Annotated in this window: 18 protein-coding genes; 11 read left to right on the forward strand and 7 right to left on the reverse strand. The window is 72.5% G+C overall.

Going from position 1 to position 19,850, the window contains the following annotated elements; all coding sequences use genetic code 11:
* Positions 1-46: 46 nt before the first annotated feature.
* A complete protein-coding gene (locus ABGB11_RS00110; protein WP_347627420.1) occupies positions 47-721 on the forward strand; it encodes a response regulator transcription factor in 675 nt (224 codons plus the stop codon).
* An 18-nt stretch (positions 722-739) separates the two neighbouring features.
* Here the strand turns inward: ABGB11_RS00110 and ABGB11_RS00115 are convergent, their stop codons facing one another.
* Positions 740-1,093 (reverse strand): MerR family DNA-binding transcriptional regulator, encoded by a 354-nt coding sequence (locus tag ABGB11_RS00115; RefSeq protein WP_347627422.1) that lies wholly within the window; start codon positions 1,091-1,093, stop codon positions 740-742.
* 167 nt (positions 1,094-1,260) lie between these two features.
* On the opposite strand from ABGB11_RS00115, the gene ahcY (ABGB11_RS00120) reads away from it, so the two are divergent.
* From ahcY (ABGB11_RS00120) to ABGB11_RS00135, 4 genes are all read left to right on the forward strand, one after another.
* Positions 1,261-2,691: an adenosylhomocysteinase gene (gene ahcY, locus ABGB11_RS00120; RefSeq protein ID WP_347627424.1), complete on the forward strand. Its 1,431-nt coding sequence runs from the start codon at positions 1,261-1,263 to the stop codon at positions 2,689-2,691.
* A 60-nt stretch (positions 2,692-2,751) separates the two neighbouring features.
* Positions 2,752-4,008, forward strand: coding sequence for an adenosylhomocysteinase (gene ahcY / locus ABGB11_RS00125; protein WP_347627426.1), 1,257 nt, complete (start codon positions 2,752-2,754; stop codon positions 4,006-4,008).
* Positions 4,008-4,586, forward strand: coding sequence for a hypothetical protein (locus ABGB11_RS00130; protein WP_347627428.1), 579 nt, complete (start codon positions 4,008-4,010; stop codon positions 4,584-4,586). Before ahcY (ABGB11_RS00125) ends, ABGB11_RS00130 begins: the two co-directional genes overlap by 1 nt.
* A gap of 80 nt (positions 4,587-4,666) precedes the next feature.
* Complete coding sequence (locus ABGB11_RS00135) at positions 4,667-5,638, forward strand: hypothetical protein (RefSeq protein ID WP_347627430.1); 972 nt, start codon at positions 4,667-4,669, stop codon at positions 5,636-5,638.
* 4 nt (positions 5,639-5,642) lie between these two features.
* Here ABGB11_RS00135 and ABGB11_RS00140 read toward each other — a convergent pair whose 3' ends face one another.
* A complete protein-coding gene (locus ABGB11_RS00140) occupies positions 5,643-6,734 on the reverse strand; it encodes an RDD family protein (RefSeq protein ID WP_347627432.1) in 1,092 nt (363 codons plus the stop codon).
* Between the two features lie 71 nt (positions 6,735-6,805).
* Here ABGB11_RS00140 and ABGB11_RS00145 point away from each other — a divergent pair, with 71 nt between their 5' ends.
* Positions 6,806-7,798 carry a stage II sporulation protein M gene (locus ABGB11_RS00145; RefSeq protein WP_347627434.1) on the forward strand — a complete coding sequence of 331 codons (993 nt, stop codon included), beginning with the start codon at positions 6,806-6,808 and terminating at the stop codon, positions 7,796-7,798.
* A 65-nt stretch (positions 7,799-7,863) separates the two neighbouring features.
* Here ABGB11_RS00145 and ABGB11_RS00150 read toward each other — a convergent pair whose 3' ends face one another.
* Genes ABGB11_RS00150 through ABGB11_RS00170 form a run of 5 tightly spaced genes read right to left on the reverse strand, consistent with a single transcriptional unit; the run spans position 7,864 to position 13,130 of the window.
* A complete protein-coding gene (locus ABGB11_RS00150; RefSeq protein ID WP_347627436.1) occupies positions 7,864-9,156 on the reverse strand; it encodes a DUF58 domain-containing protein in 1,293 nt (430 codons plus the stop codon).
* Complete coding sequence (locus ABGB11_RS00155) at positions 9,156-10,127, reverse strand: MoxR family ATPase (protein WP_347628526.1); 972 nt, start codon at positions 10,125-10,127, stop codon at positions 9,156-9,158. Before ABGB11_RS00155 ends, ABGB11_RS00150 begins: the two co-directional genes overlap by 1 nt.
* Before the next feature lie 53 nt (positions 10,128-10,180).
* Positions 10,181-11,386: a DUF4350 domain-containing protein gene (locus tag ABGB11_RS00160; protein ID WP_347627438.1), complete on the reverse strand. Its 1,206-nt coding sequence runs from the start codon at positions 11,384-11,386 to the stop codon at positions 10,181-10,183.
* Complete coding sequence (locus tag ABGB11_RS00165; RefSeq protein ID WP_347627440.1) at positions 11,380-12,057, reverse strand: DUF4129 domain-containing protein; 678 nt, start codon at positions 12,055-12,057, stop codon at positions 11,380-11,382. Before ABGB11_RS00165 ends, ABGB11_RS00160 begins: the two co-directional genes overlap by 7 nt.
* Positions 12,054-13,130: a hypothetical protein gene (locus ABGB11_RS00170; RefSeq protein ID WP_347627442.1), complete on the reverse strand. Its 1,077-nt coding sequence runs from the start codon at positions 13,128-13,130 to the stop codon at positions 12,054-12,056. The genes ABGB11_RS00165 and ABGB11_RS00170 overlap by 4 nt, the downstream gene beginning before the upstream one ends.
* Before the next feature lie 286 nt (positions 13,131-13,416).
* Between ABGB11_RS00170 and mtrA the strand changes: the two genes are divergently transcribed.
* The 5 genes from mtrA to raiA all read left to right on the forward strand — a co-directional run bounded on the left by mtrA (position 13,417) and on the right by raiA (position 19,630).
* Entirely contained in the window at positions 13,417-14,094 is a 678-nt protein-coding gene (gene mtrA, locus ABGB11_RS00175) for an MtrAB system response regulator MtrA (protein WP_021598338.1), read from the forward strand.
* 23 nt (positions 14,095-14,117) lie between these two features.
* Positions 14,118-15,743, forward strand: a complete 1,626-nt coding sequence (gene mtrB, locus ABGB11_RS00180; protein WP_347627445.1) for an MtrAB system histidine kinase MtrB — start codon at positions 14,118-14,120, stop codon at positions 15,741-15,743.
* A complete protein-coding gene (locus tag ABGB11_RS00185) occupies positions 15,740-17,551 on the forward strand; it encodes an LpqB family beta-propeller domain-containing protein (RefSeq protein ID WP_347627447.1) in 1,812 nt (603 codons plus the stop codon). Before mtrB ends, ABGB11_RS00185 begins: the two co-directional genes overlap by 4 nt.
* 76 nt (positions 17,552-17,627) lie before the next feature.
* Positions 17,628-18,293, forward strand: coding sequence for a phosphoribosyltransferase family protein (locus tag ABGB11_RS00190; RefSeq protein ID WP_347627449.1), 666 nt, complete (start codon positions 17,628-17,630; stop codon positions 18,291-18,293).
* Between the two features lie 692 nt (positions 18,294-18,985).
* Positions 18,986-19,630, forward strand: coding sequence for a ribosome-associated translation inhibitor RaiA (gene raiA / locus ABGB11_RS00195; RefSeq protein WP_347627451.1), 645 nt, complete (start codon positions 18,986-18,988; stop codon positions 19,628-19,630).
* Positions 19,631-19,850 lie beyond the last annotated feature (220 nt).

Consider the following 19,850-nt stretch of genomic DNA (forward strand, 5'->3'; position numbering starts at 1 on the left):
CCCACCGGGGCGGACGCCTTGTCCGCGAGCCCGCGGGGCGGCCCCGGTGATCAAGGTACTGATCGTCGACGACCAGACGATCGTGCGGGCCGGGTTCGCCGCCCTGCTCGACGCGCAGGACGACATCAGCGTCATCGGCGAGGCCGGCGACGGGCGCGAGGCCGTCGCGATCGCCGAGCGGTGCCGTCCCGACGTCGTCGTCATGGACATCCGGATGCCCGGCATGGACGGCATCGAGGCCACCCGCCGCATCCTCGCGCTCCCCGGCGCGGAGGGCGTCCGGGTGCTGGTGCTGACGACGTTCGACGTCGACGAGTACGTCTACGAGGCGCTCGCCGTCGGGGCGAGCGGCTTCCTGCTGAAGGACGCGACGGCCGACGAGCTGGTGTCCGCGGTCCGGGTGGTGGCGCGCGGCGACTCGCTGCTGGCGCCGCAGGTGACCGGGCGGCTCATCCGCGAGTTCACCAAGCAGCGGCGCAACCGGCCGCAGGCGCCGTCGGAGCTCGCCACGCTGACCGCGCGGGAGACCGAGGTGCTCGTGCTGATCGCGGGGGGCCTGTCCAACGGGGAGATCGCGGAGCGGCTCGTCGTCAGCGAGCACACGGTGAAGACGCACGTCGCCCGCGTCTTCACCAAGCTCGGCCTGCGCGACCGGGCGCAGGCGGTGATGCTGGCGTACGAGTCCGGCGTGGTCGTCCCGGGCGAGAACGCCGCGGGCTAGCGGCCGGGATCGTAGCGGCTACCGGCGGCGGAGAAGGCGCATCGCCTTCTCCTTCTCGAAGTCGAGGGCGCGGGTGGGAGGCGCGGACAGCCGCCCGATCCGTTCCCCCAGTTCTCGGACGTGCGCCTGCACCTGCGGCTCGGCCAGGACGCGCAGCCCGAAGGCCAGCTCGGCCGGGCCGATGTCGTAGCGCTTCTCCAGCGCGAGGGCGAGCGCCACGGCGCGCAGTTCGGCGTCCCCGAACCGGCGGTGGCCCCCTCCGCTCCTGGTGAGCGACGCGTCCCGGGTGGCGGGCAGCAGCCCGAGGGCCTCGCGGTAGCGGAGCATGCGGGGCGAGGTGCCGAGCCGCCGGGCGGCCTCCGTGATGCGCATTCGGCAATTCTGACAAATTTGTGTGAGAAAGTCGCCTCCGACCGTGCTTCGAGGCACCCGCCGCCCGTAGACTCGCGGCGTTGACGCCGCCTCGCACACACGTCAGGGCATGCGCGTCAAGCCCTCGCGTACGACAGCGCGCACATGACCAAGGGAGCAACGAAAGCATGGACTACAAGGTCGCCGACCTGTCGCTTGCCGACTTCGGGCGCCGGGAGATCCGGCTCGCCGAGCACGAGATGCCGGGCCTGATGGCGGTGCGCGAGGAGTACTCCGCCGCCAGGCCGCTGCGCGGCGCCAGGATCATGGGCTCGCTGCACATGACGATCCAGACGGCCGTGCTCATCGAGACGCTGGTCGAGCTCGGCGCCGACGTCCGCTGGGTGTCCTGCAACATCTTCTCCACGCAGGACCACGCCGCCGCGGCGGTCGTCGTCGGCAAGGACGGCACGCAGGAGAACCCGCAGGGCGTCCCGGTGTTCGCCTGGAAGGGCGAGACGCTCGAAGAGTACTGGTGGTGTACCGACCAGGCCCTCCAGTGGCCGGACGGCGGCGGCCCGAACATGATCCTGGACGACGGCGGCGACGCGACCCTCCTCGTCCACAAGGGCGCCGAGTACGAGAAGGCGGGCGCCGTCCCGACGGCCACCGAGGACGACCCCGAGGAGTGGGGCATCATCCTCGACACCCTCCGCCGCACCATCGCCGAGAAGCCCGGCCGCTGGACCGAGACCGCCGCCGGGATCAAGGGCGTGACCGAGGAGACCACCACCGGCGTCCACCGCCTCTACGAGATGGCCAAGGCCGGCACGCTCGCCTTCCCGGCGATCAACGTCAACGACTCGGTCACCAAGTCGAAGTTCGACAACAAGTACGGCTGCCGCCACTCCGTCATCGACGGCCTCAACCGCGCCACCGACGTCCTCATCGGCGGCAAGGTCGCCGTCGTCTGCGGTTACGGCGACGTCGGCAAGGGCTGCGCCGACGCGCTGCGCGGCCAGGGCGCCCGCGTCATCGTCACCGAGATCGACCCGATCTGCGCGCTCCAGGCCGCCATGGACGGCTTCCAGGTCACCACCCTGGACGAGGTCGTCGACACGGCCGACATCTTCGTCACGACCACCGGCAACTTCGACATCATCACGGCCGACCACATGGGCCGGATGAAGCACCAGGCGATCGTGTCCAACATCGGGCACTTCGACAACGAGATCGACATGGCCGGCCTCGCGAAGATCCCGGGCATCGAGAAGATCGAGGTCAAGCCGCAGGTGCACGAGTGGCGCTTCCCCGACGGCCACTCGATCATCGTCCTCGCCGAGGGCCGCCTGATGAACCTCGGCTGCGCCACCGGCCACCCGTCCTTCGTGATGTCGAACTCCTTCACCAACCAGGTGATCGCGCAGATCGAGCTCTTCACCAAGACCGACGAGTACCCGATCGGCGTGTACGTGCTTCCGAAGCACCTCGACGAGAAGGTCGCCCGCCTCCACCTCGACGCCCTCGGCGTCAAGCTCACCGAGCTCACCAAGGAGCAGGCCGACTACATCGGCGTCCACGTCGAAGGCCCCTACAAGCCCGACCACTACCGCTACTGAGTCTCTTGGCTGCTGCCGGGCGGGTTTCGGCTCGTCCGGCAGCCGCTTGTGGGGGGTGTGATGAGCGATATCGCGGACGTCTCGCTGGCGTATGAAGGCGTCAAGCGGATCGAGTGGGCCGACCGGAGCATGCCCGTGCTGCGGCAGGTGCGGGAGCGGTTCGCCGCCGAGCGCCCGCTGGACGGGCTGAAGGTCGCGGCGTGCATGCACATCACGACCGAGACCGCCGGGCTCATCCGCACCCTCCAGGCGGGCGGGGCGAGCGTGGCGCTCGCGGCGTCCAACCCGCTGTCCACGCAGGACGACACCGCCGCCGCGCTGGTGCAGGAGTACGGGGCGGAGGTCTTCGCGCGGGCGGGCACCGACCGCGAGGGGTACTACGCGCACATCCACCAGGCGCTGGAGACCGGGCCTGACCTCGTCCTGGACGACGGGTGCGACCTGGTCAACACGCTGCACACCGACAGGATGGACCTGCTCGGCACGGTGAAGGCGGGCTGCGAGCAGACGACGACGGGCGTCATCCGGCTGCACCAGATGGCCCTGGAGGGCGCGCTGAAGTTCCCGATGGTCGCGGTGAACGACACCGACACCAAGCACATGTTCGACAACCGGTACGGGACCGGCCAGTCGACGCTTGACGGCATCATCCGCGCCACGAACACGCTGCTGGCGGGCAAGACCGTCGTGATCGCGGGGTTCGGGTACTGCGGGCGCGGCCTGGCCGAGCGGGCCCGCGGCCTGGGGGCGCGGGTGGTCGTCACCGAGATCGACCCCGTGAAGGCGCTGGACGCGGCGCTGCAGGGCTTCGCCGTGCAGCCGATGGCGGAGGCCGCGGCGGAGGGCGACGTGTTCATCACGGTGACCGGCAACCGCGACGTGGTGGGCCGGGACCACCTCGCCGTGATGAAGGACGGCGCGATCCTCGCGAACTCCGGGCACTTCGACGTCGAGATCGACGTGCGGGCGCTCGGCGACATGGCCGTCGAGGTGCACCGCGGCGTCCGCCCGCAGGCCGACGAGTACGTCCTGGCCGACGGCCGGCGCCTCGTCCTGCTCGCCGAGGGGCGGCTGGTCAACCTGGCCGCCGCGGAGGGGCATCCGGCGGCGGTGATGGACATGTCGTTCGCCGACCAGGCGCTCACCTGCGCGTGGCTCGCGACCGCGCACGCGACGCTGTCCCCGGCCGTCCACGAGGTGCCCAAGGAGATCGACACGGAGGTGGCGCGGCTCAAGCTGGCCTCGATGTCCATCTCCATCGACCGGCTCACCCCGGACCAGGAGGACTACCTGCACTCCTGGCGGCTCGGATCCTGATGCCCTCCGGCACGTACCTGCACCTGGACGAAGAGCTGGAAGAGCACTTCCGGTGCGCGCCCGGCCCCGGCGGGTGGCGCTACACCTCCACGCGGTCCGACGGCGTCCGCCTGGACCTGGTCGTGGACGCGCGCTGGCGCCAGATCCGCGTCGAGCTGGTCACCCCGGAATGGTGGCTGCGGGGCGGCGTGACCGGACCCGAGCTCGCCTGGGTGCGGGCGTCCGGGGAGACGGGCACCGAGCACGGGGAGCGGGCGGCCGGGTTCGTCTCCGACTCGCCCGGGTTCCTCGTCGCCGTCGCCCGCTCCCTCGACCTCGGCGAGCACGAGCAGGCCGACGTCCGTCTCGTCCGGCTGAGCGGGACGGCCCTGGCGGCGCTGACCGCCACGTGGCGCTGGCGGCTCGCGGGGACGTCGTCCTACGAGACCGAGACCGAGCCGCTGCGGGTCTCGGAGTACGAGGTCACCGACCTGTCCACGGGCGAGGTCGAGACGGTCCACCTCGCCGGCGACGTCGTCCTGGCGGCGCCGGGAATCGAGCTGACCGGCCTGGAATCGCCTCCCAGCCTCCTCGGCTGACGCCGTCCGTCCTGGTGAGAGGGGCGACGACGGGCTGCGGTATCTTCGTGCCACTCTTCGTGATCTCTGGGAGGCGGACGGTGTACGGACAGGTGCCGGGCGGTCAAGGCCAGCAGGGGAACCCCGGATCCCCGCCGGGCCCCGGAGCCCCTCCGCCCGCCGGGCCCTACGGCCCGCCCGGACCTCCGGGGCCCGCCCCGGCTCCGAAGCGGCCCTCGCCGCTGGTGTGGGTCGCGGTGGCCGCCGCGGGCGCCCTCATGCTCGGCGGGTTCGCCGTCGTGATGCTCATGGGCGGCGAGCCGAGCGGGCCGGTGAAGGCCGGGCAGTGCGTCGACACCGGCTTCGGGGGGAAGGACGGCAATCGCATCCCGGCGAGCCTCCGCGTGAGCTGCGACGACGCCGGGGCGAAGGCCAAGGTCGTGAAGATCACCGACCAGGGGGAGGCATCGGGCTTCGCGTACGGCTCGCGCGACGAGCCCGACTGCCCGGACGGGACGGACGGGGTCACGAACGTCCGCGAGAAGAAGGGCGAGAAGCGCTACTACGAGGCCTGCGTCCGCAACCTCAAGGGCCCCCACCCGGGCGACCCCGGGGCGGGCGGCGCCTTCCTGTCGGTCGGCGACTGCGTGAGCAGCGGCTCCATCGGCTTCGGCAAGGAGCAGCCGTGCTCCGAGGACGACTGGTACGGCAAGGTGATCGCCCGCGTCGACGGCGAGAAGTCGTGCCCGGCGCAGACGCTGGAGGCCATGAAGCTGCGGTCCTTCGGCGGCGGGAACATCGCCCGGCCCGTGCTGTGCCTCGGCCCGGGAGGCGGCGTCCTGTCGCCCGGCGACTGCATCGAGGACCCCTCGTTCACCATCGGCGACCTGGACAAGGCCGAATGCGGGTCCGGCCAGGCCGTCGCCAAGGTCGTCGGACGGGTAGCGTCCGAGCGCGAATGCCCGGCCGAGGCCACCCACTTCATGACGAGCAAGGGCGCCTTCAAGCCGGTGCTGTGCATGAAGAAGCTGCGCCCCACCCTGACCGAGAAGCTCCGGTCGCTCCCGGGCTGACGCCTCAGTAGCCCTGATACGGCCCCTGCGGCGCCGGGCCGCCCGCCGGCCCCATCGGATAGGGGCCGGGCCGCGGAGGCACGTTCAGGACGTTCTGGTAGGGCCCCGCGCTGTAGTCGGACGGCGGAAGGAACTGCGGCTGCCCCGGCCCGGGGGTGCTGAACGGCGGCGGGGCGGGCGGCCCCTGCCGCGGCGGCCCCGAGGGTGCGGGCCCGGCCATCGCCATCGCGTAGTGAGCCGGGGGGTGTGGGGGGTCGCCCCTCCACATTTGGCTCGCCATCGCGGGCACCGGCGCGGGAGCGGCCCCCCACCCCTGCTGCTGGAACCGGCGCATCCGCCGCGCCCACCGCTCCGCCAGCCGCCGCTCCTCCCGGTGGCGGCGCTCGGCGAGCACGGCCGACAGCAGGATCTCGGGCCGCACCCCCGGCGGCGGAGGCGGGCTCACCACCGCGACGACCTGCGACGCGATCCGCTGCCCCAGCGAGTCGCGGACCTCCGGCAGCAGCTCCCAGAACCGCGACAGGTACTGCCGCGCCGTCATCGCGAGCTCGTCCGACAGCATCGACAGCTCCAGCGTCCGGGCCCACCAGGCGAGCTGCGGCGGCATCACGGCGACCGGCCCGTACAGCATCGACACCGGCACCCGCTCCTGGATGACGATCGTCCCGGCGAACAGGTCGCCGAGCCGCTTGCCGCGCCGGTTGCAGAACGACGTGATCAGCGCGGGCGAGCCGTAGAACATCCAGAACTCGACCACCCCGGCCAGCGCCCGCAGCAGCGCCTGCCGGAACCGGATCGGCCCGCCGTCGTCGGCGACCACGCGCAGGCCGAGCGCCATCTTCCCGAGCGTCCGGCCCCGCGTCAGCGTCTCCAGCAGGCACGGGTACCCGACGAAGACGGCGGCGATGCACAGGATGCTCAGCCCGGCCGTCCACGCGTCGTCCGCGACGAGCGACGTCATCAGCGTGACGTACAGGAGGATGTAGAGCAGGAACACCTGGAGGAGCAGGTCGAGCAGGATGGCGCAGCCACGGCTGGCCAGCCGCGCGACGCGCAGGTCGAGCGCTACGGCCTCGCCGGTGACGAGTTCGGCCATGTTCCGTGCCTCCAATGCCGGTGGACGACCCATTTTGCCGGTTCCGCGGGCCGAGGCGTTAGTCTCCCCGGGTGGACGTCGACGCGTACGTGGCCGCGCACAACGCCGAATGGCGGCGCCTGGAATGGCTCATCAACCGCAGCCGCAGGCTGAGCGGCGCGGAAGCCGACGAACTGGTCGAGCTCTACCAGCGGACGGCGACGCACCTGTCGGTCGTCCGGTCCAGCTCGCCCGACCCGCAACTGGTGAGCCGCCTGTCGTCGCTCGTGGCGCGGGGCAGGGCCGCGGTGGCCGGCGCGCAGGCCCCGCTCTGGCGGGACGTCACCCGTTTCGCGACCGTGTCGTTCCCCGCGACCGCCTACCGGATGCGCTGGTGGTGGCTCGGCAACGCCGTCCTCGGCAACCTGGTCGCGCTGGCCCTGGCCATCTGGGTCGTGCACAGCCCGGAGGTGCAGGCCACCGTCGGCACGCCCGCCGAGATCCGCGACCTCGTCGAGAACGACTTCGCGAACTACTACACCGAGCACTCGGCGTCGTCGTTCGCGTTCCAGGTGTGGATCAACAACGCCTGGGTCTCCGCGACCGCGCTGATCTTCGGCATCCTGCTCGGCATCCCCACCGTGTTCGTCCTGCTGGCGAACCAGATCAACCTCGGCCTCATCGGCGGCCTGATGTTCGCCTACGGCAAGGGCGACGTCTTCTTCGGCCTGATCCTCCCGCACGGCCTGCTGGAGCTGACCGCCGTCTACCTCGCCTGCGCCGGCGGCCTCAAACTCGGCTGGACGATCATCGACCCCGGGCCGCGGCGCCGCGGCCAGGCCCTCGCCGAGGAGGGGCGCGCCGCCGTCGGCATCGCCATCGGCCTCGTCGCCGTCCTGCTCGTCTCCGGCCTCATCGAGGGCTTCGTCACCGGCTGGGTGCACACCACCTGGCTGCGCATCGCCATCGGCGTCGTCGCCGAGGCCGCCTTCCTCACCTACGTGATCGTCCTCGGCCGCCGCGCCGTCCGCGCCGGCGAAACCGGCGACACCGACCTCCGCCCCGACCTCGCCCCTACTGTGTAGCCAGCGATCGCCCGCTTTCTCGACGATGGAGGGCCGCCAGGCCCGAAGGAGGAGAAAAAGCAAAACTACAGGCGGCCTGCGGCTTTTAGGGCCAGGTAGGCGTCTGCCAGGGCGGGGGCTATTTCTTCCGGTGGGGCGTCCACCACCTCTACGCCGTGGCCGCGCAGTTCGGCGGTGAGGCGGCGGCGTTCGGCGCGGGCGCGCTCGGCGGCGGCCGCGTCGTAGACGGCGGCGAGGTCGCCGCGGCTCTCGGCCATCTCGCCGACCCGCGGGTCCGACACCGCGGCGATCATGACGAGGTGGCGGGCGGTGAGCTGCGGGAGCAGGGGGAGCAGGCCCTCCTCGATCGCGGCCGGGTTCAGCTCGGTGAGCAGGACGACCAGGCACCGCTGGCGGACGCGGGCCAGCAGCGTCGACACCATCCCGGCGGCGTCGCATTCGAGGAGCTCCGGCTCCAGCGGCGCGAGGGCGTGCACCAGCGAGGGCAGCAGGTCCGTGCGGGACGCGCCCTCGACGCGGGTGCGGACGCGGCGGTCGTAGGCGAGCAGGTCGACGCGGTCGCCGGCGCGGGACGCGAGGGCGCCGAGCAGCAGCGCGGCGTCCATCGAGCAGTCGAGCCGGGGGATGTCGCCGACGCGGCCCGCGGACGTGCGGCCGGTGTCGAGCACCAGGTAGATCCGCCGGTCGCGCTCGGGGCGCCACGTCCGGACCACCACGTCGTGGCGGCGCGCCGTGGCCCGCCAGTCGATGGAGCGGACGTCGTCGCCGTCGACGTACTCGCGCAGGGAGTCGAACTCGGTGCCCTGGCCGCGGATCAGCGCCACGTGGGCGCCGGTCAGCTCGCGCAGCCGGGCGAGCTTGGCCGGGAGGTGGCGGCGGGACGGGAACGCGGGCAGGGCGCGGACCGTCCAGGGCGCCTTGCGGGAGAGCTGCCGGGCGGCCAGCCCGAGCGGCCCGACGGAGCGGACGACGACGGTGACCGCCTTCCGGTCGCCGCGGCGGGTCGGCGTCAAGGTCATGTCGATGCGGCGCCGCTCGCCGGCGGGCACGTTCACCTTGACCGTGCGGGGGGCGGCGCCCGCGCTGGGCGGCCACACGTCCCGCAGGCGGGCCTTGAGGCGGCGCCGCCCGAGGTTCTCCACGATCAGCGACACCGTGGCGGTCTCGCCCAGGCGCACGTTGGTGTCGCCGGTGCGGTGGAAGCGCAGGGCCCGCACGTTCCCGGCCATGGCCAGGTCGGCGACGACGCCGAGCAGGAGGACGCCCCACACCGCGAACAGCGTCCACCAGCTCGGCGCGAACAGCGGGACGAGCGCGCCGAGCAGGGCCAGCAGCCCCAGGCGTCCGGTCAGCGCCATCAGCGCGGGGCGGGGACGTGGGCGAGGATGCCCTCCAGCACGCCGTCGGCCGTCGCGCCCTCCAGCTCCGCCTCGGGACGCAGCTGGACGCGGTGCCGCAGCGTCGGCCTGGCCAGCGCCTTCACGTCGTCCGGCGTGACGTAGTCGCGGCCCGACAGCCACGCCCAGGCGCGCGAGGTGGCCAGCAGCGCCGTCGCGCCGCGCGGCGACACGCCGAGCTGGAGCGACGGGGACTGCCGCGTCGCACGGCACAGGTCGACCACGTAGGCGGCGACCTTGGGATCGAGGTGCACGGACCGCACCGCGGCCCGGCCGGCGGCCAGGTCGTCGGCGCCCGCCACCGCCTTCACCTCCGACAGGTCGCGCGGATCGAACCCGGCCGCGTGCCGCTGGAGCATGGAGATCTCCTCGTCCCGCGTGGGGACGGGCACGGTCAGCTTGACCAGGAACCGGTCGAGCTGCGCCTCGGGCAGGGGATAGGTGCCCTCGTACTCGATCGGGTTCTGGGTCGCGCAGACGACGAACGGGTCGGGCAGGGGGCGCGCGGAGCCCTCCACGGAGACCTGCCGCTCCTCCATGGCCTCCAGGAGGGACGCCTGGGTCTTCGGGGGCGTCCGGTTGATCTCGTCGGCCAGCAGGAGGTTGGTGAAGACCGGGCCCTCGCGGAACTCGAACTCCACGGTCCGGTTGTCGTAGACGAGAGATCCGGTCACGTCGCCCGGCATCAGGTCGGGGGTGAACTGGACCCGCTTGAAGTCCAGCTCCAGCGCCCGCGACAGCGTCTTGATGAGCAGCGTCTTGGCCGTGCCGGGGACGCCCTCCAGCAGCACGTGGCCGCGGCAGAGCAGCGCGATGACCAGGCCGGTCACCACGGAGTCCTGGCCGACGACCGTCTTGGCGACCTCCGCGCGCAGCGCGGTCAGCGCCGCGCGGGCCGTTTCGGCCTGCCGCCGGGCGTCCTCGGACAGCACGCCGGGCCCCGTGCCGCCGGGCACATCGTCCTTCCCGAGCTCTACAGGGTGGTTCAAGACTGGCGTACCTGCCTTTCCAGGTCGTCGAGGACGTCGGTGAGGGCGATCAGACCGTCGTCGTCCAAGGGTTCAGGACCGTACAGGGCCGCCCCGACGTACGTCTCGTCGTACGTCGTGCGGTGCGCGACCGCCGTGACGATCTCCCGTGCGGCGGAAGGGTCCTGCGCGCTGCTGCGGGGGAGCCCGAGCAGGGGGACGAGCCGTTCGCGGGCCCCGGAGCGCAGCGCGTCCGACGCGCGGTCGCGGGCGTGCCCGGCGCGGTAGAGGCGGGCGCGGCCCTCGACGGTCTCGGCGGACCGGACGACGACGGGCAGCGCCTCCGCCACGACCGGGCCGAGCCTGCGCGCCCGCCACAGGGCCACCAGCACCACCGCGACGAGCAGTTCGAGGATGAGCAGCTTGACGCCGAACGGGAGCAGGTCGCCGATCGACTGCTGCCCGGCGCCCGAGCCCTCCTCCGGCAGGTCCGGCACCAGCCAGACCACGTGGGAGCCGCCCCCGCCGGCCAGGTTCATGGCCAGCGCGGCGTTGCCCTCCTCGGTGAGGCGCCGGTTGGTCAGCGGCGCCGTGGAGCCGAGGACGGTCACCGTGCTCGCGCCGTTCTGGATCCGGACGAGCCGGGAAGCGCCGTACTCCGTCTGGTAACAGGAAGTGCGGGAGCCCGTGACGTCGTAGGTGTCCGACTGGTGGAAGGCGGCCTTCCCCGCGAGCGTCGCCGCGTCCAGGGTGCAGCCCGGCTCGTCGGCCTCCTCGTACGTCGGCCCGTCCTGGCGAACCTGGGGCGCGAGCGCGTCCAGCGCGAACGACGTCGGCCGGACGAGGAGCATGAAGAGCGGCGCGGACCGGAGCCGGCCGAGGTCTTCCTCGGTGAGCCGCTCCGAACGGGTCACGACCAGGGTCGAGCCGGGCGTGGCGGCGGCGATGGCGTCGTCGGTGCTCCTGGTCACCGTCACCTGCGTGCCGTTCTGCCGGAGGATCTCCGCGAGCGCCCGGCTGCCGTCCGGCTTCGGCGACTCGGGGTCGAGCGCGTCCGCCGACGTCGACGGCCGCAGCGCGGCGAGGACCACCGCGACCACGATCATCGCGAGGACGACCGCGACGACGCCGCGCGCCGACCGCCAGCGCCGCCCGGCGACCTGCCGGGCCGACGGCTCGGCCCCCTCCGCGCGGCCGCTCTGCGGCGGGGACGCCGTCACCATCGCGGCCCCCCTTCGTCGTCGGCCCCGGCGAGCGTGAGGTCGTCCGCCTCCAGCGGCTTCGGCCGCGCCGCCCGCAGCCTCTCGTCCAGCTCCTTCATCCGCGCGTACCCCTCCGGCGTCCCCGGGCGGTCGCCGTACCAGACGTCGTCGAAGATCCGCACGCCGGCGCCGAGGTCCTCGGCGAGATCGGGGACGGCCTCACCGGCCTCGGCCGCCAGCTCGTCGGCGGTCCGCCCCGGACGCGCCGCGAGGACCGCGCGCTCCTCCAGGTCGCGGGCGATCGCGCGGAGCCGTTCGCGGATCGCCTCGGCCCACTGCGCGGCCTCGGCGTACCGATCCGCCGCGTCCCGGTGGTCGACGGCGCGGGACGGCTCGTCCTCCAGCAGGGGGTCCTTGCGGGAGCGCGGGTTGCGGCGCCCCCGCATCAGCCACACGACCAGCGCGACGGCGACGAGCCCGATCACGATCATGATGGCGATGGAGAGCCAGCCGCCGCCGTCGCCCTGCCCCTGGGGGGCCGGCGCCTGGCCGGTCAGCTCCTGCAGCCACTCGGTGAAGTCGTCCCAGGCGCGCTCCAGCCAGGACGGCCGGTCGCGCTGGTAGACTTGCTTCTCCAGCTCGCGGCGGGCCAGCTCGCGGGCCTCCTCGCGGCCGATCGGGTCGAGAATCATGAACCGGCCCCCGTCCGCGGGCGCGCCTGGAGCGGACCGGTCCGCCACAGGTCGGCGAACCCTTCCGAGTCCTCCCCGCCGTCCGCGGGGCCGTCACCGCGTTCGCCGGCGGCGACGGCGGCGGCGGAACGTCCCCGGGTGCGCAGGTCGAGGTCGAAGCCCTCGCGGCGCATCCGGCGGTCCATGTAGACCAGCGCGATCACCCCCGCGTCGAACGGGATCACCACCGACCAGCTCACGATCCGCCCGAACGTGTCCACCGCCAGCGCGCCCATCGTCGAGCCGCTGCCGGAGGAGTCGTCGAAGAAGACCAGCTGCACGAACAGGAACGGGATCCGGAGTGCGAAGAAGCCCATGAACACGGTGACCAGCGTGGCCAGCAGGAGCGCTCCGAACGTCCGCCACCATCGTCTTTTGGAGAGCGTGACGGCCCGGCGCAGCGCACCGCTCACCGTCTGCCGTTCCAGGACGACCGCCGGGACGGCCTGCACGAACAGGACGTAAAGCCACACCATCAGCCCGAGGCCGATGGGGATGCCGAATATCCCCGCGAGCACCCCGAGGGCCGGGCGGGCCCCTGCGGCGATCAGCAGGATGAACGGAGCGATCGGCAGGACGAGTGCCCCCAGCGAGATGCCGATGACGGCCGCCGCGGTGACGACCAGCCGTCCGAGGCTCGGGCGCGCGTCCCGCCACGCCTGCCGCGGCGCGACCGGCAGGCCCACCAGCTCACGGCCCAGGATCGGTGCGACCAGCCCCGACAGCAGCAGGATCCCGAACGCCGACAGCACCAGCCCCAGCACCGTCAGCGTGGACTGCGCGCCGATCGACTCCAGCAACACGTCCGGGGTCACTTCGTCGCGGGCCTCGTCGCCGATGAAGAAATAGGCGGCGATCGAACTCGTCACCTGGATCGCCGTGCTGGCGGCCACCGACAGGCCCAGCGTCGTGCGCGGCCGGCGCCGGATGCCGGTGATCGCGCCGTCGAGTATCTCCGAGAGGGACATCGGACGGAACGGGACATTCCGCACCACATCGGTGGCGTCGTCGTCCCAGCTTCCCGTTCCCGGCATCCCGTCTCCCTGCGATTTACGGCGGGTCAGCGGCGCGTCCGGCCGGGTCCCCTTCCGGCCCCGGCACGACCGCCGGTCAGGTCATCCTGTCACGGGCGAGCTGTGAACCTTGCGCCGGTTTCGGGAGTCACCTCTACAATTCCGAGCCGCCCGCCCGTTACGTGAGAGCCATGTACGACGCAAACGCGGGTAACCTTGCACGCCAAGGCATATCTCTCCCTGGCGAGGTGGCGCCGGAGCCTCGCGCCCCACTCCACCGAACCCCGACTTTGTGACGATGAGGGCCATGAGAGGACGTGTACTGGTCGTCGACGACGATCTCGCGCTCGCCGAGATGCTCGGCATCGTGCTGAGGGGCGAGGGTTTCGAGCCTTCGTTCGTCCACGACGGCGACAAGGCGCTCGAGGCGTTCCGGGAGACCCGGCCCGACCTCGTGCTGCTCGACCTGATGCTGCCCGGGGCCGACGGCATCGACGTGTGCCGGCAGATCCGGGCCGAGTCCGGCGTGCCGATCGTCATGCTGACGGCCAAGAGCGACACCGTGGACGTCGTCCTCGGCCTGGAGTCCGGCGCCGACGACTACATCGTCAAGCCGTTCAAACCCAAGGAGCTGGTCGCGCGGGTGCGCGCCCGGCTGCGCCGCACCGACGAGCCCGCACCCGAGACCCTGCAGATCGGCGACATCACGATCGACGTCGCCGGGCACTCGGTCAAACGCGGCGACCGGCACATCCCGCTGACGCCGCTGGAGTTCGACCTGCTCGTCGCCCTGGCCCGAAAGCCCCGCCAGGTGTTCACCCGCGAGGTGCTGCTGGAGCAGGTGTGGGGCTACCGGCACGCCGCCGACACCCGGCTGGTGAACGTGCACGTCCAGCGGCTCCGCGCCAAGATCGAGAAGGATCCGGAACGCCCTGAGATCGTGGTCACCGTCCGCGGTGTCGGGTACAAGGCCGGCCCCGCCTGACCGGCACCGGCATGAGGCCCGACATGAGGAGGGCGAAGCGGCTCGCCCGGCGTGGGCTCGGGACGGTGCGGCGCGTGGTGCGCGGCACCGCGCGGGCCGCTTACCTGCGCTGGCGCCGGTCGATCCAGGTACGCGTCGTCACGTCCACGCTGTTCATCTCGGCGATCGTGGTGGCCATCCTGGGCGCGTTCCTCATGCAGCAGGTGTCGTCCGCCCTCATGGACGGCAAGGTCAAGGCGGCACGTCTCCAGCTGGACGACGGCCTGGCCCAGGTACAGCGCGACCTCGGGAACTCGCCCGGCGACGGCAGCAGGCTGAACTCGACGATCGACCGGCTGAAAGCCCGCAGCGGACCGTCCGGGCTCTACGAGGTGTACATCCGCGACATCACCGAGCAGTACTTCGACGGCTACACCACCAACGAACTGCGCGAGGAGAGCGTCCCGAACCGGCTGCGTGAGGAGCTGAGGAACGCGCCCGCGGGTGCGCACGCCTACACCTACGGCAAGCTCTCCTACGTCGGAGACAGGCCGAACGAGCGCGGCCTCATCGTCGGCGGCAAGACCGGCCAGTTCGAGCTCTACTACCTGTTCCCCCTCACGGAGGAACAGCAGACGCTGACCAACGTCAGCCGCTCCCTGGCCGGGGTGGGCATCGTCCTGGTGCTGCTCCTGGCCGCGATCGCCTCGCTGGTCACGCGGCAGGTCGTCATCCCCGTGCGGCTGGCCGCCCAGGGCGCGCAGCGGCTCGCCGCCGGACGCCTCGAAGAGCGCATGAGGGTCCGCGGCGAGGACGATCTGGCGCGTCTCGCCCGCTCCTTCAACGACATGGCCGCGAACCTCCAGGAGAAGATCGGCGAGTTGGAGGACCTGTCCCAGGTGCAGCGCCAGTTCGTCTCGGACGTCTCGCACGAGCTGCGCACGCCCCTGACCACCATCCGCATCGCCGCGGACATGCTCTACGAGAACCGCGACACCTTCGACGACCCGGCCGTCGGACGCTCCGCGGAGCTGCTGCAGAGCCAGCTCGAACGGTTCGAGTCGCTCCTGGCCGACCTGCTGGAGATCAGCCGGCACGACGCCGGAGCCGCGACCCTGGACGCCGAGTCCCTCGACATGCGCGACCTCGTCCTGCGGGTCGTCGGCGACATCCAGGGGCTCTCCGAGCGCAAGGGCAGCAAGGTCGTCCTGCAGCTCCCCGGCGAACCGTGCATGGCCGAGGTCGACCGCCGCCGCGTCGAGCGGATCCTGCGCAACCTCCTCGTCAACGCCGTCGAGCACGGCGAGGGCGAGGACATCATCGTCTCCGTCGGCGCCGACCGCGACGCCGTCGCCGTCGCCGTCCGCGACCACGGGGTCGGGCTCAAGCCGGGGGAGGGGCAGATGGTCTTCGACCGCTTCTGGCGCGCCGACCCCGCCCGCGCCCGCACCACCGGCGGCACCGGGCTCGGCCTGTCGATCTCCAGGGAGGACGCGCAGTTGCACGGCGGCTGGCTCCAGGCCTGGGGAGAGCCCGGCGCGGGCTCCCAGTTCCGTCTCTCGCTGCCGCGCGTGGCCGGTGCCGAACTGCGGGGCTCGCCGCTGCCGCTCGTCCCGCCGGGGGCCGGGGACGCGCGCCCGCTGTTCGCGGAACTGGAGGCCGGCGAATGACCGCGGCCACCGCGAACCGGCGCACCGCGCCCCGGCGGATCACGTGCCTCCTCGCGGTCGCCGCCCTGGCCCTCGGCGGCGCGGGCTGCGCGAACGTGCCGAGCGGCGGCCAGGTGGTCAGCGGCCGGCCCGCCGAGCGCGCCGAGCGCGTCGACGACCCCTACGTCCGGCTCATCCCGGTGAAGCCGCGCCCCGAGTGGGGGCCCGCGCAGATCGTGTCGGGGTTCCTGGCGGCGTCCGCGAGCTTCGACGACGGCCACAAGGTCGCCAAGATGTACCTCGGCGGCCGGACGTCCTGGAACCCGGGCCTGCGGCCGTTCGTGACCGTCCTCGCGAGCCGTATCACCGACCCGCACGTGATCAAGTCGTCCGGCGAGCAGGCGACGGTCCGCGTCACCGGCGAGGAGCTCGGCACCATCACCGCGGACGGCCAGTACACCGCCTCGCCCAAGAACCTCGACGCCACGTTCCAGCTCACCAAGACGCCGCAGGGCGTCTGGCGCATCACCGGCCTGCCCGGCGACGACAAGGCCGGCCTGCTGCTCACCAAGGACGACGTCGAGCGCGCCATGCGCACCGTCAACCTGTACTTCTTCGCGCCCGACCGGCGCACCCTCGTCCCGAACGGCATCTTCCTGCCGGTCGTGAACCGGCAGACCCTGCCGACGCAGCTCGCCCAGGCGCTGCTGACCGGCCCGACCTCCTGGCTGACCGGGGCGGTGCAGACCGCGTTCCCGGAGGGCACGCGGCTGCGCCACGGCGTCCGGATCGAGAAGGACGTCGCGACCGTCGACCTCACCGAGCAGGCCCGCGGCGGCGACATCGACCGGATGTCGGCCCAGCTCGCCTGGACGATGCGGCAGCTCTCGGAGATCAAGTCGCTGCGGCTGCAGATCGACGGCGAGACCGTCGCGCCGGAGGGGATGGACGCCGCCCAGCCGGTGAACGGCTGGGAGGGCAACTCGCCCGACGGCGGCGCGCCCCCCGAGAGCGCCCACCAGAACGCCTACGTCGTCGGCCCGTCCGGCTTCCTCGGCACCCTGGAGGGCGACCGCGCCCAGCCCGTCGTCACCGGCCCCGCGGGCAGCCTCTCCCGTCCCGCCGTCGCCCCCGATCACCAGGAGTTCGCCGGGCTGAGCGCGGACGGCGGCCAGGTCCTCGTCGCCGCGCCCGTCACCGGCCAGCCGACGTCCCGCGTCCTGCTGACCGCGCACCGGGGCGCCCGCTTCACGGCCCCGTCCTGGAGCCATGACGGCACGCTGTGGGTCGTGGAGAGCGGCGAGAACGAGTCGTGGCTGTGGGTGCGCCGGCGGGGCGGGCCGCCCGTCCGCGCCGCCCACTGGGGGCTCGGCGGCCGGGAGGTGCTCGCCTTCCGCGTCGCCCGCGACGGCGTCCGCGCCGCGGTGATCGCCCGCGTGGACGGCCGCCCTCAGGTCCAGCTCGGCCGCATCGCCCACGCCCCCGACGGCTCCCTGGACGTGGGCTCGTTCCTGCCGGTGAGCTCCGAGCTCCAGGACGCCGTCGACCTCGCGTGGCGGGACTTCGGCACCCTCGCCGTCCTCGGCCGCGCCAAGCGCGACTCCCAGACCCTCCCGTTCCTGATGCCGATCAGCGGCAGCGCGATCACCTCTCTCGGCGTCGGCTCCCTGGGCGAGCCCCGCACGATCGCCGCCGCCCCGGGCGCCCCGATCCTCATCGGCACCCGCTCGGGCGGCAAGGACCAGATCTGCCGCCAGCGCGCTCCGAGCAACTCCTACAGCGCCTGGATCTGCCCGACCCCGGCCAAGGACCCCACCTACCCTGGCTGATCCCGCCGGGCGGCGAGTTATCCACAGTTGAGGGAGCCGGAGACGCCGCCAACGCCGGCGCGGCATCGTCGGGGGCATGAACGTTCTCTCCGACCTGATCGAGTTCTTTCTGCCCGAACGCTGTGCCGGGTGCGGGCTGGTTCCGGCCCTGCTGTGCGAAGGATGCGCCAAGCCGCTGCGAGGGCCCGCACGGCCCGCGAGAACGGCACCTGCCGGGCTCCCGCCCCCGTGGACGGTGGCGGCCTACGAGGGCCCTCTCAGGACGATCCTGGGCGCCTACAAGGAGCGGGGGCGCACGGCACTCGCCGTCCCGCTCGGGGAGGCGCTGGCGACCGCCGTCCGCGCCGCCCTGACCCCCGGCCCCGATCCACCGCTCGTGGTCTGGGTTCCGTCGGGCCGGCGGGCCGTGCGACGGCGCGGCCACGATCCCCTCCGCGGGGCGGTCGAGGCGGCGGTCCGGCGGCTGCGCGGGACCGGGGTGCCGGTGACCGCCGTGGACGCCCTGCGGCAGCGCCGCCGGGTCGCCGACCAGGTGGGGCTCTCGGTGGCGCAGCGCGCCGCCAACCTGGCCGGGGCCGTCGAGGCGCGCGGCATGCTCGCCGGGCGACCGGTCGTCCTGGTGGACGACGTGGTCACGACGGGCGCGTCCCTCGCCGAGGCCGCGCGGGCGCTGCGCGCGGCGGGAGCGCACGTGACGGGAGCGGCGACCATCGCGGCCACCCCGCGCCACCGAGCCCGGTGACTTTCTTCACCCGGACGATCGGGGACGGCAGTCAGTGACAATGTGTAGTGAGTAGATATCCGGCTCGCCCAAGTTCGTTGTGAGACGTTAGGTAATCAACGTCACATCATGTCATGCGGGGAGTAGAGATTTCCCAAACTCACCACCGGGACAGGACCCCCTGACCTGGCTGGTCGCCGGGGCCGTGAGCGCCGGGCGGGCAAGGGCTCACGGCACGTGACGGGCGTCCGCGAGGCACCCGGACGCCCCGCTCCGGCGGCCGTCGATGACGGTCAGTGAGTATTTCCTCCGCCCACCCCCCTGACATTCGTGGCGTAAGGGGTTAGCGTTCCTGACATGGCACCCGCCCGGGTCCGTGGTTGCGTTGGATCGCAGTGCCCGTCAGGGGCACGGCAGACGATCCGGCTAGCCGATGCCAGGCGCAGGCGAAACGGCCCACGTAAGGCGACTTCTCGTCGACCGATCACGGTGCGCCTTAGAGGTAAGTCCTGCCCCGTCGAGGGATCCGACATCCCCCGAACCGGGAGAAGGGCAGTAGTGGCGAGAGCGCCGCGAGCCCCTCAGCAGGCGGATGTGGGGACGAAGACCAGGTCGGCCGGGCGGGTGCGACCCACCGTCCTGTGGTGCCCGTCCGGGGCCGGCCAGGGACCCCGGGCAGGGCGAAAACGCAACCGGGAGAAGGGGGGTCCCGCGTGAACATCACCGTGAGGGGCCGGCACACCGAGGTCAACGACAGGTTCCGTCGGCACGTCGACAACAAGCTCGCCAAGATCGAGCGGCTCAACCAGAAGGTCATCAGCGTTGATGTGGAGGTGTCCGAGGAACGCAACCCACGGCTGGCCGACCAGCGCGAAAGGGTCGAGCTCACGATCCGCTCCCGCGGCCCGGTGATCCGGGCCGAGGCCGCCGCCGACGACCGCTACGGCGCCCTCGACCTCGCGCTCGACAAGCTCGAGTCCCGCCTGCGCCGCGACTCCGAGCGGCGCAAGGGCCACGGCGGCAGGAACCGCGCCAAGCTCGCGACGATGGAACCGCTCCCCGAACCGCTCCCTCCCACGCCCCCCGAAGAACCTGCGGAGCGTCCCGTCGAGGACGAGGTCGTGACCGTCTCGCAGGACGAGAACCTCGTCCCGATCCCCATGGACGGCGACGGCCCCCTCGTCGTCCGCGAGAAGTTCCACAAGGCAGAGCCGATGGGCATCGAGCAGGCCCTCTTCGAGATGGAGCTCGTCGGTCACGATTTCTTCCTCTACCGCGACAAGGCCACAGGGCACCCCTCGGTCGTATATAGGAGAAGAGGCTGGGACTACGGAGTCATCAGGCTCGTCGAAGAGTGATGCGGCACTCGCCACACGTCACCGCCCGAACCATGCCATGATCTGAAAAGGCGCATCAGCCGATCCACGGACGCGGCGCGTCCCGGGAACTTCCCGGGACGCGCGGCGGTTGACCGGGGGACACCCTGAATAGTGAAGGGGGGAAGCGGCGTCTCCTCCACGCCGCGACTCAGGTGAGCGAGAATCCCGAGGCTCGCGACGCCGCGGCGGTACCCCGTCA

Source organism: Actinomadura sp. B10D3 (assembly GCF_039871695.1).
Taxonomy (GTDB): domain Bacteria; phylum Actinomycetota; class Actinomycetes; order Streptosporangiales; family Streptosporangiaceae; genus Spirillospora; species Spirillospora madurae.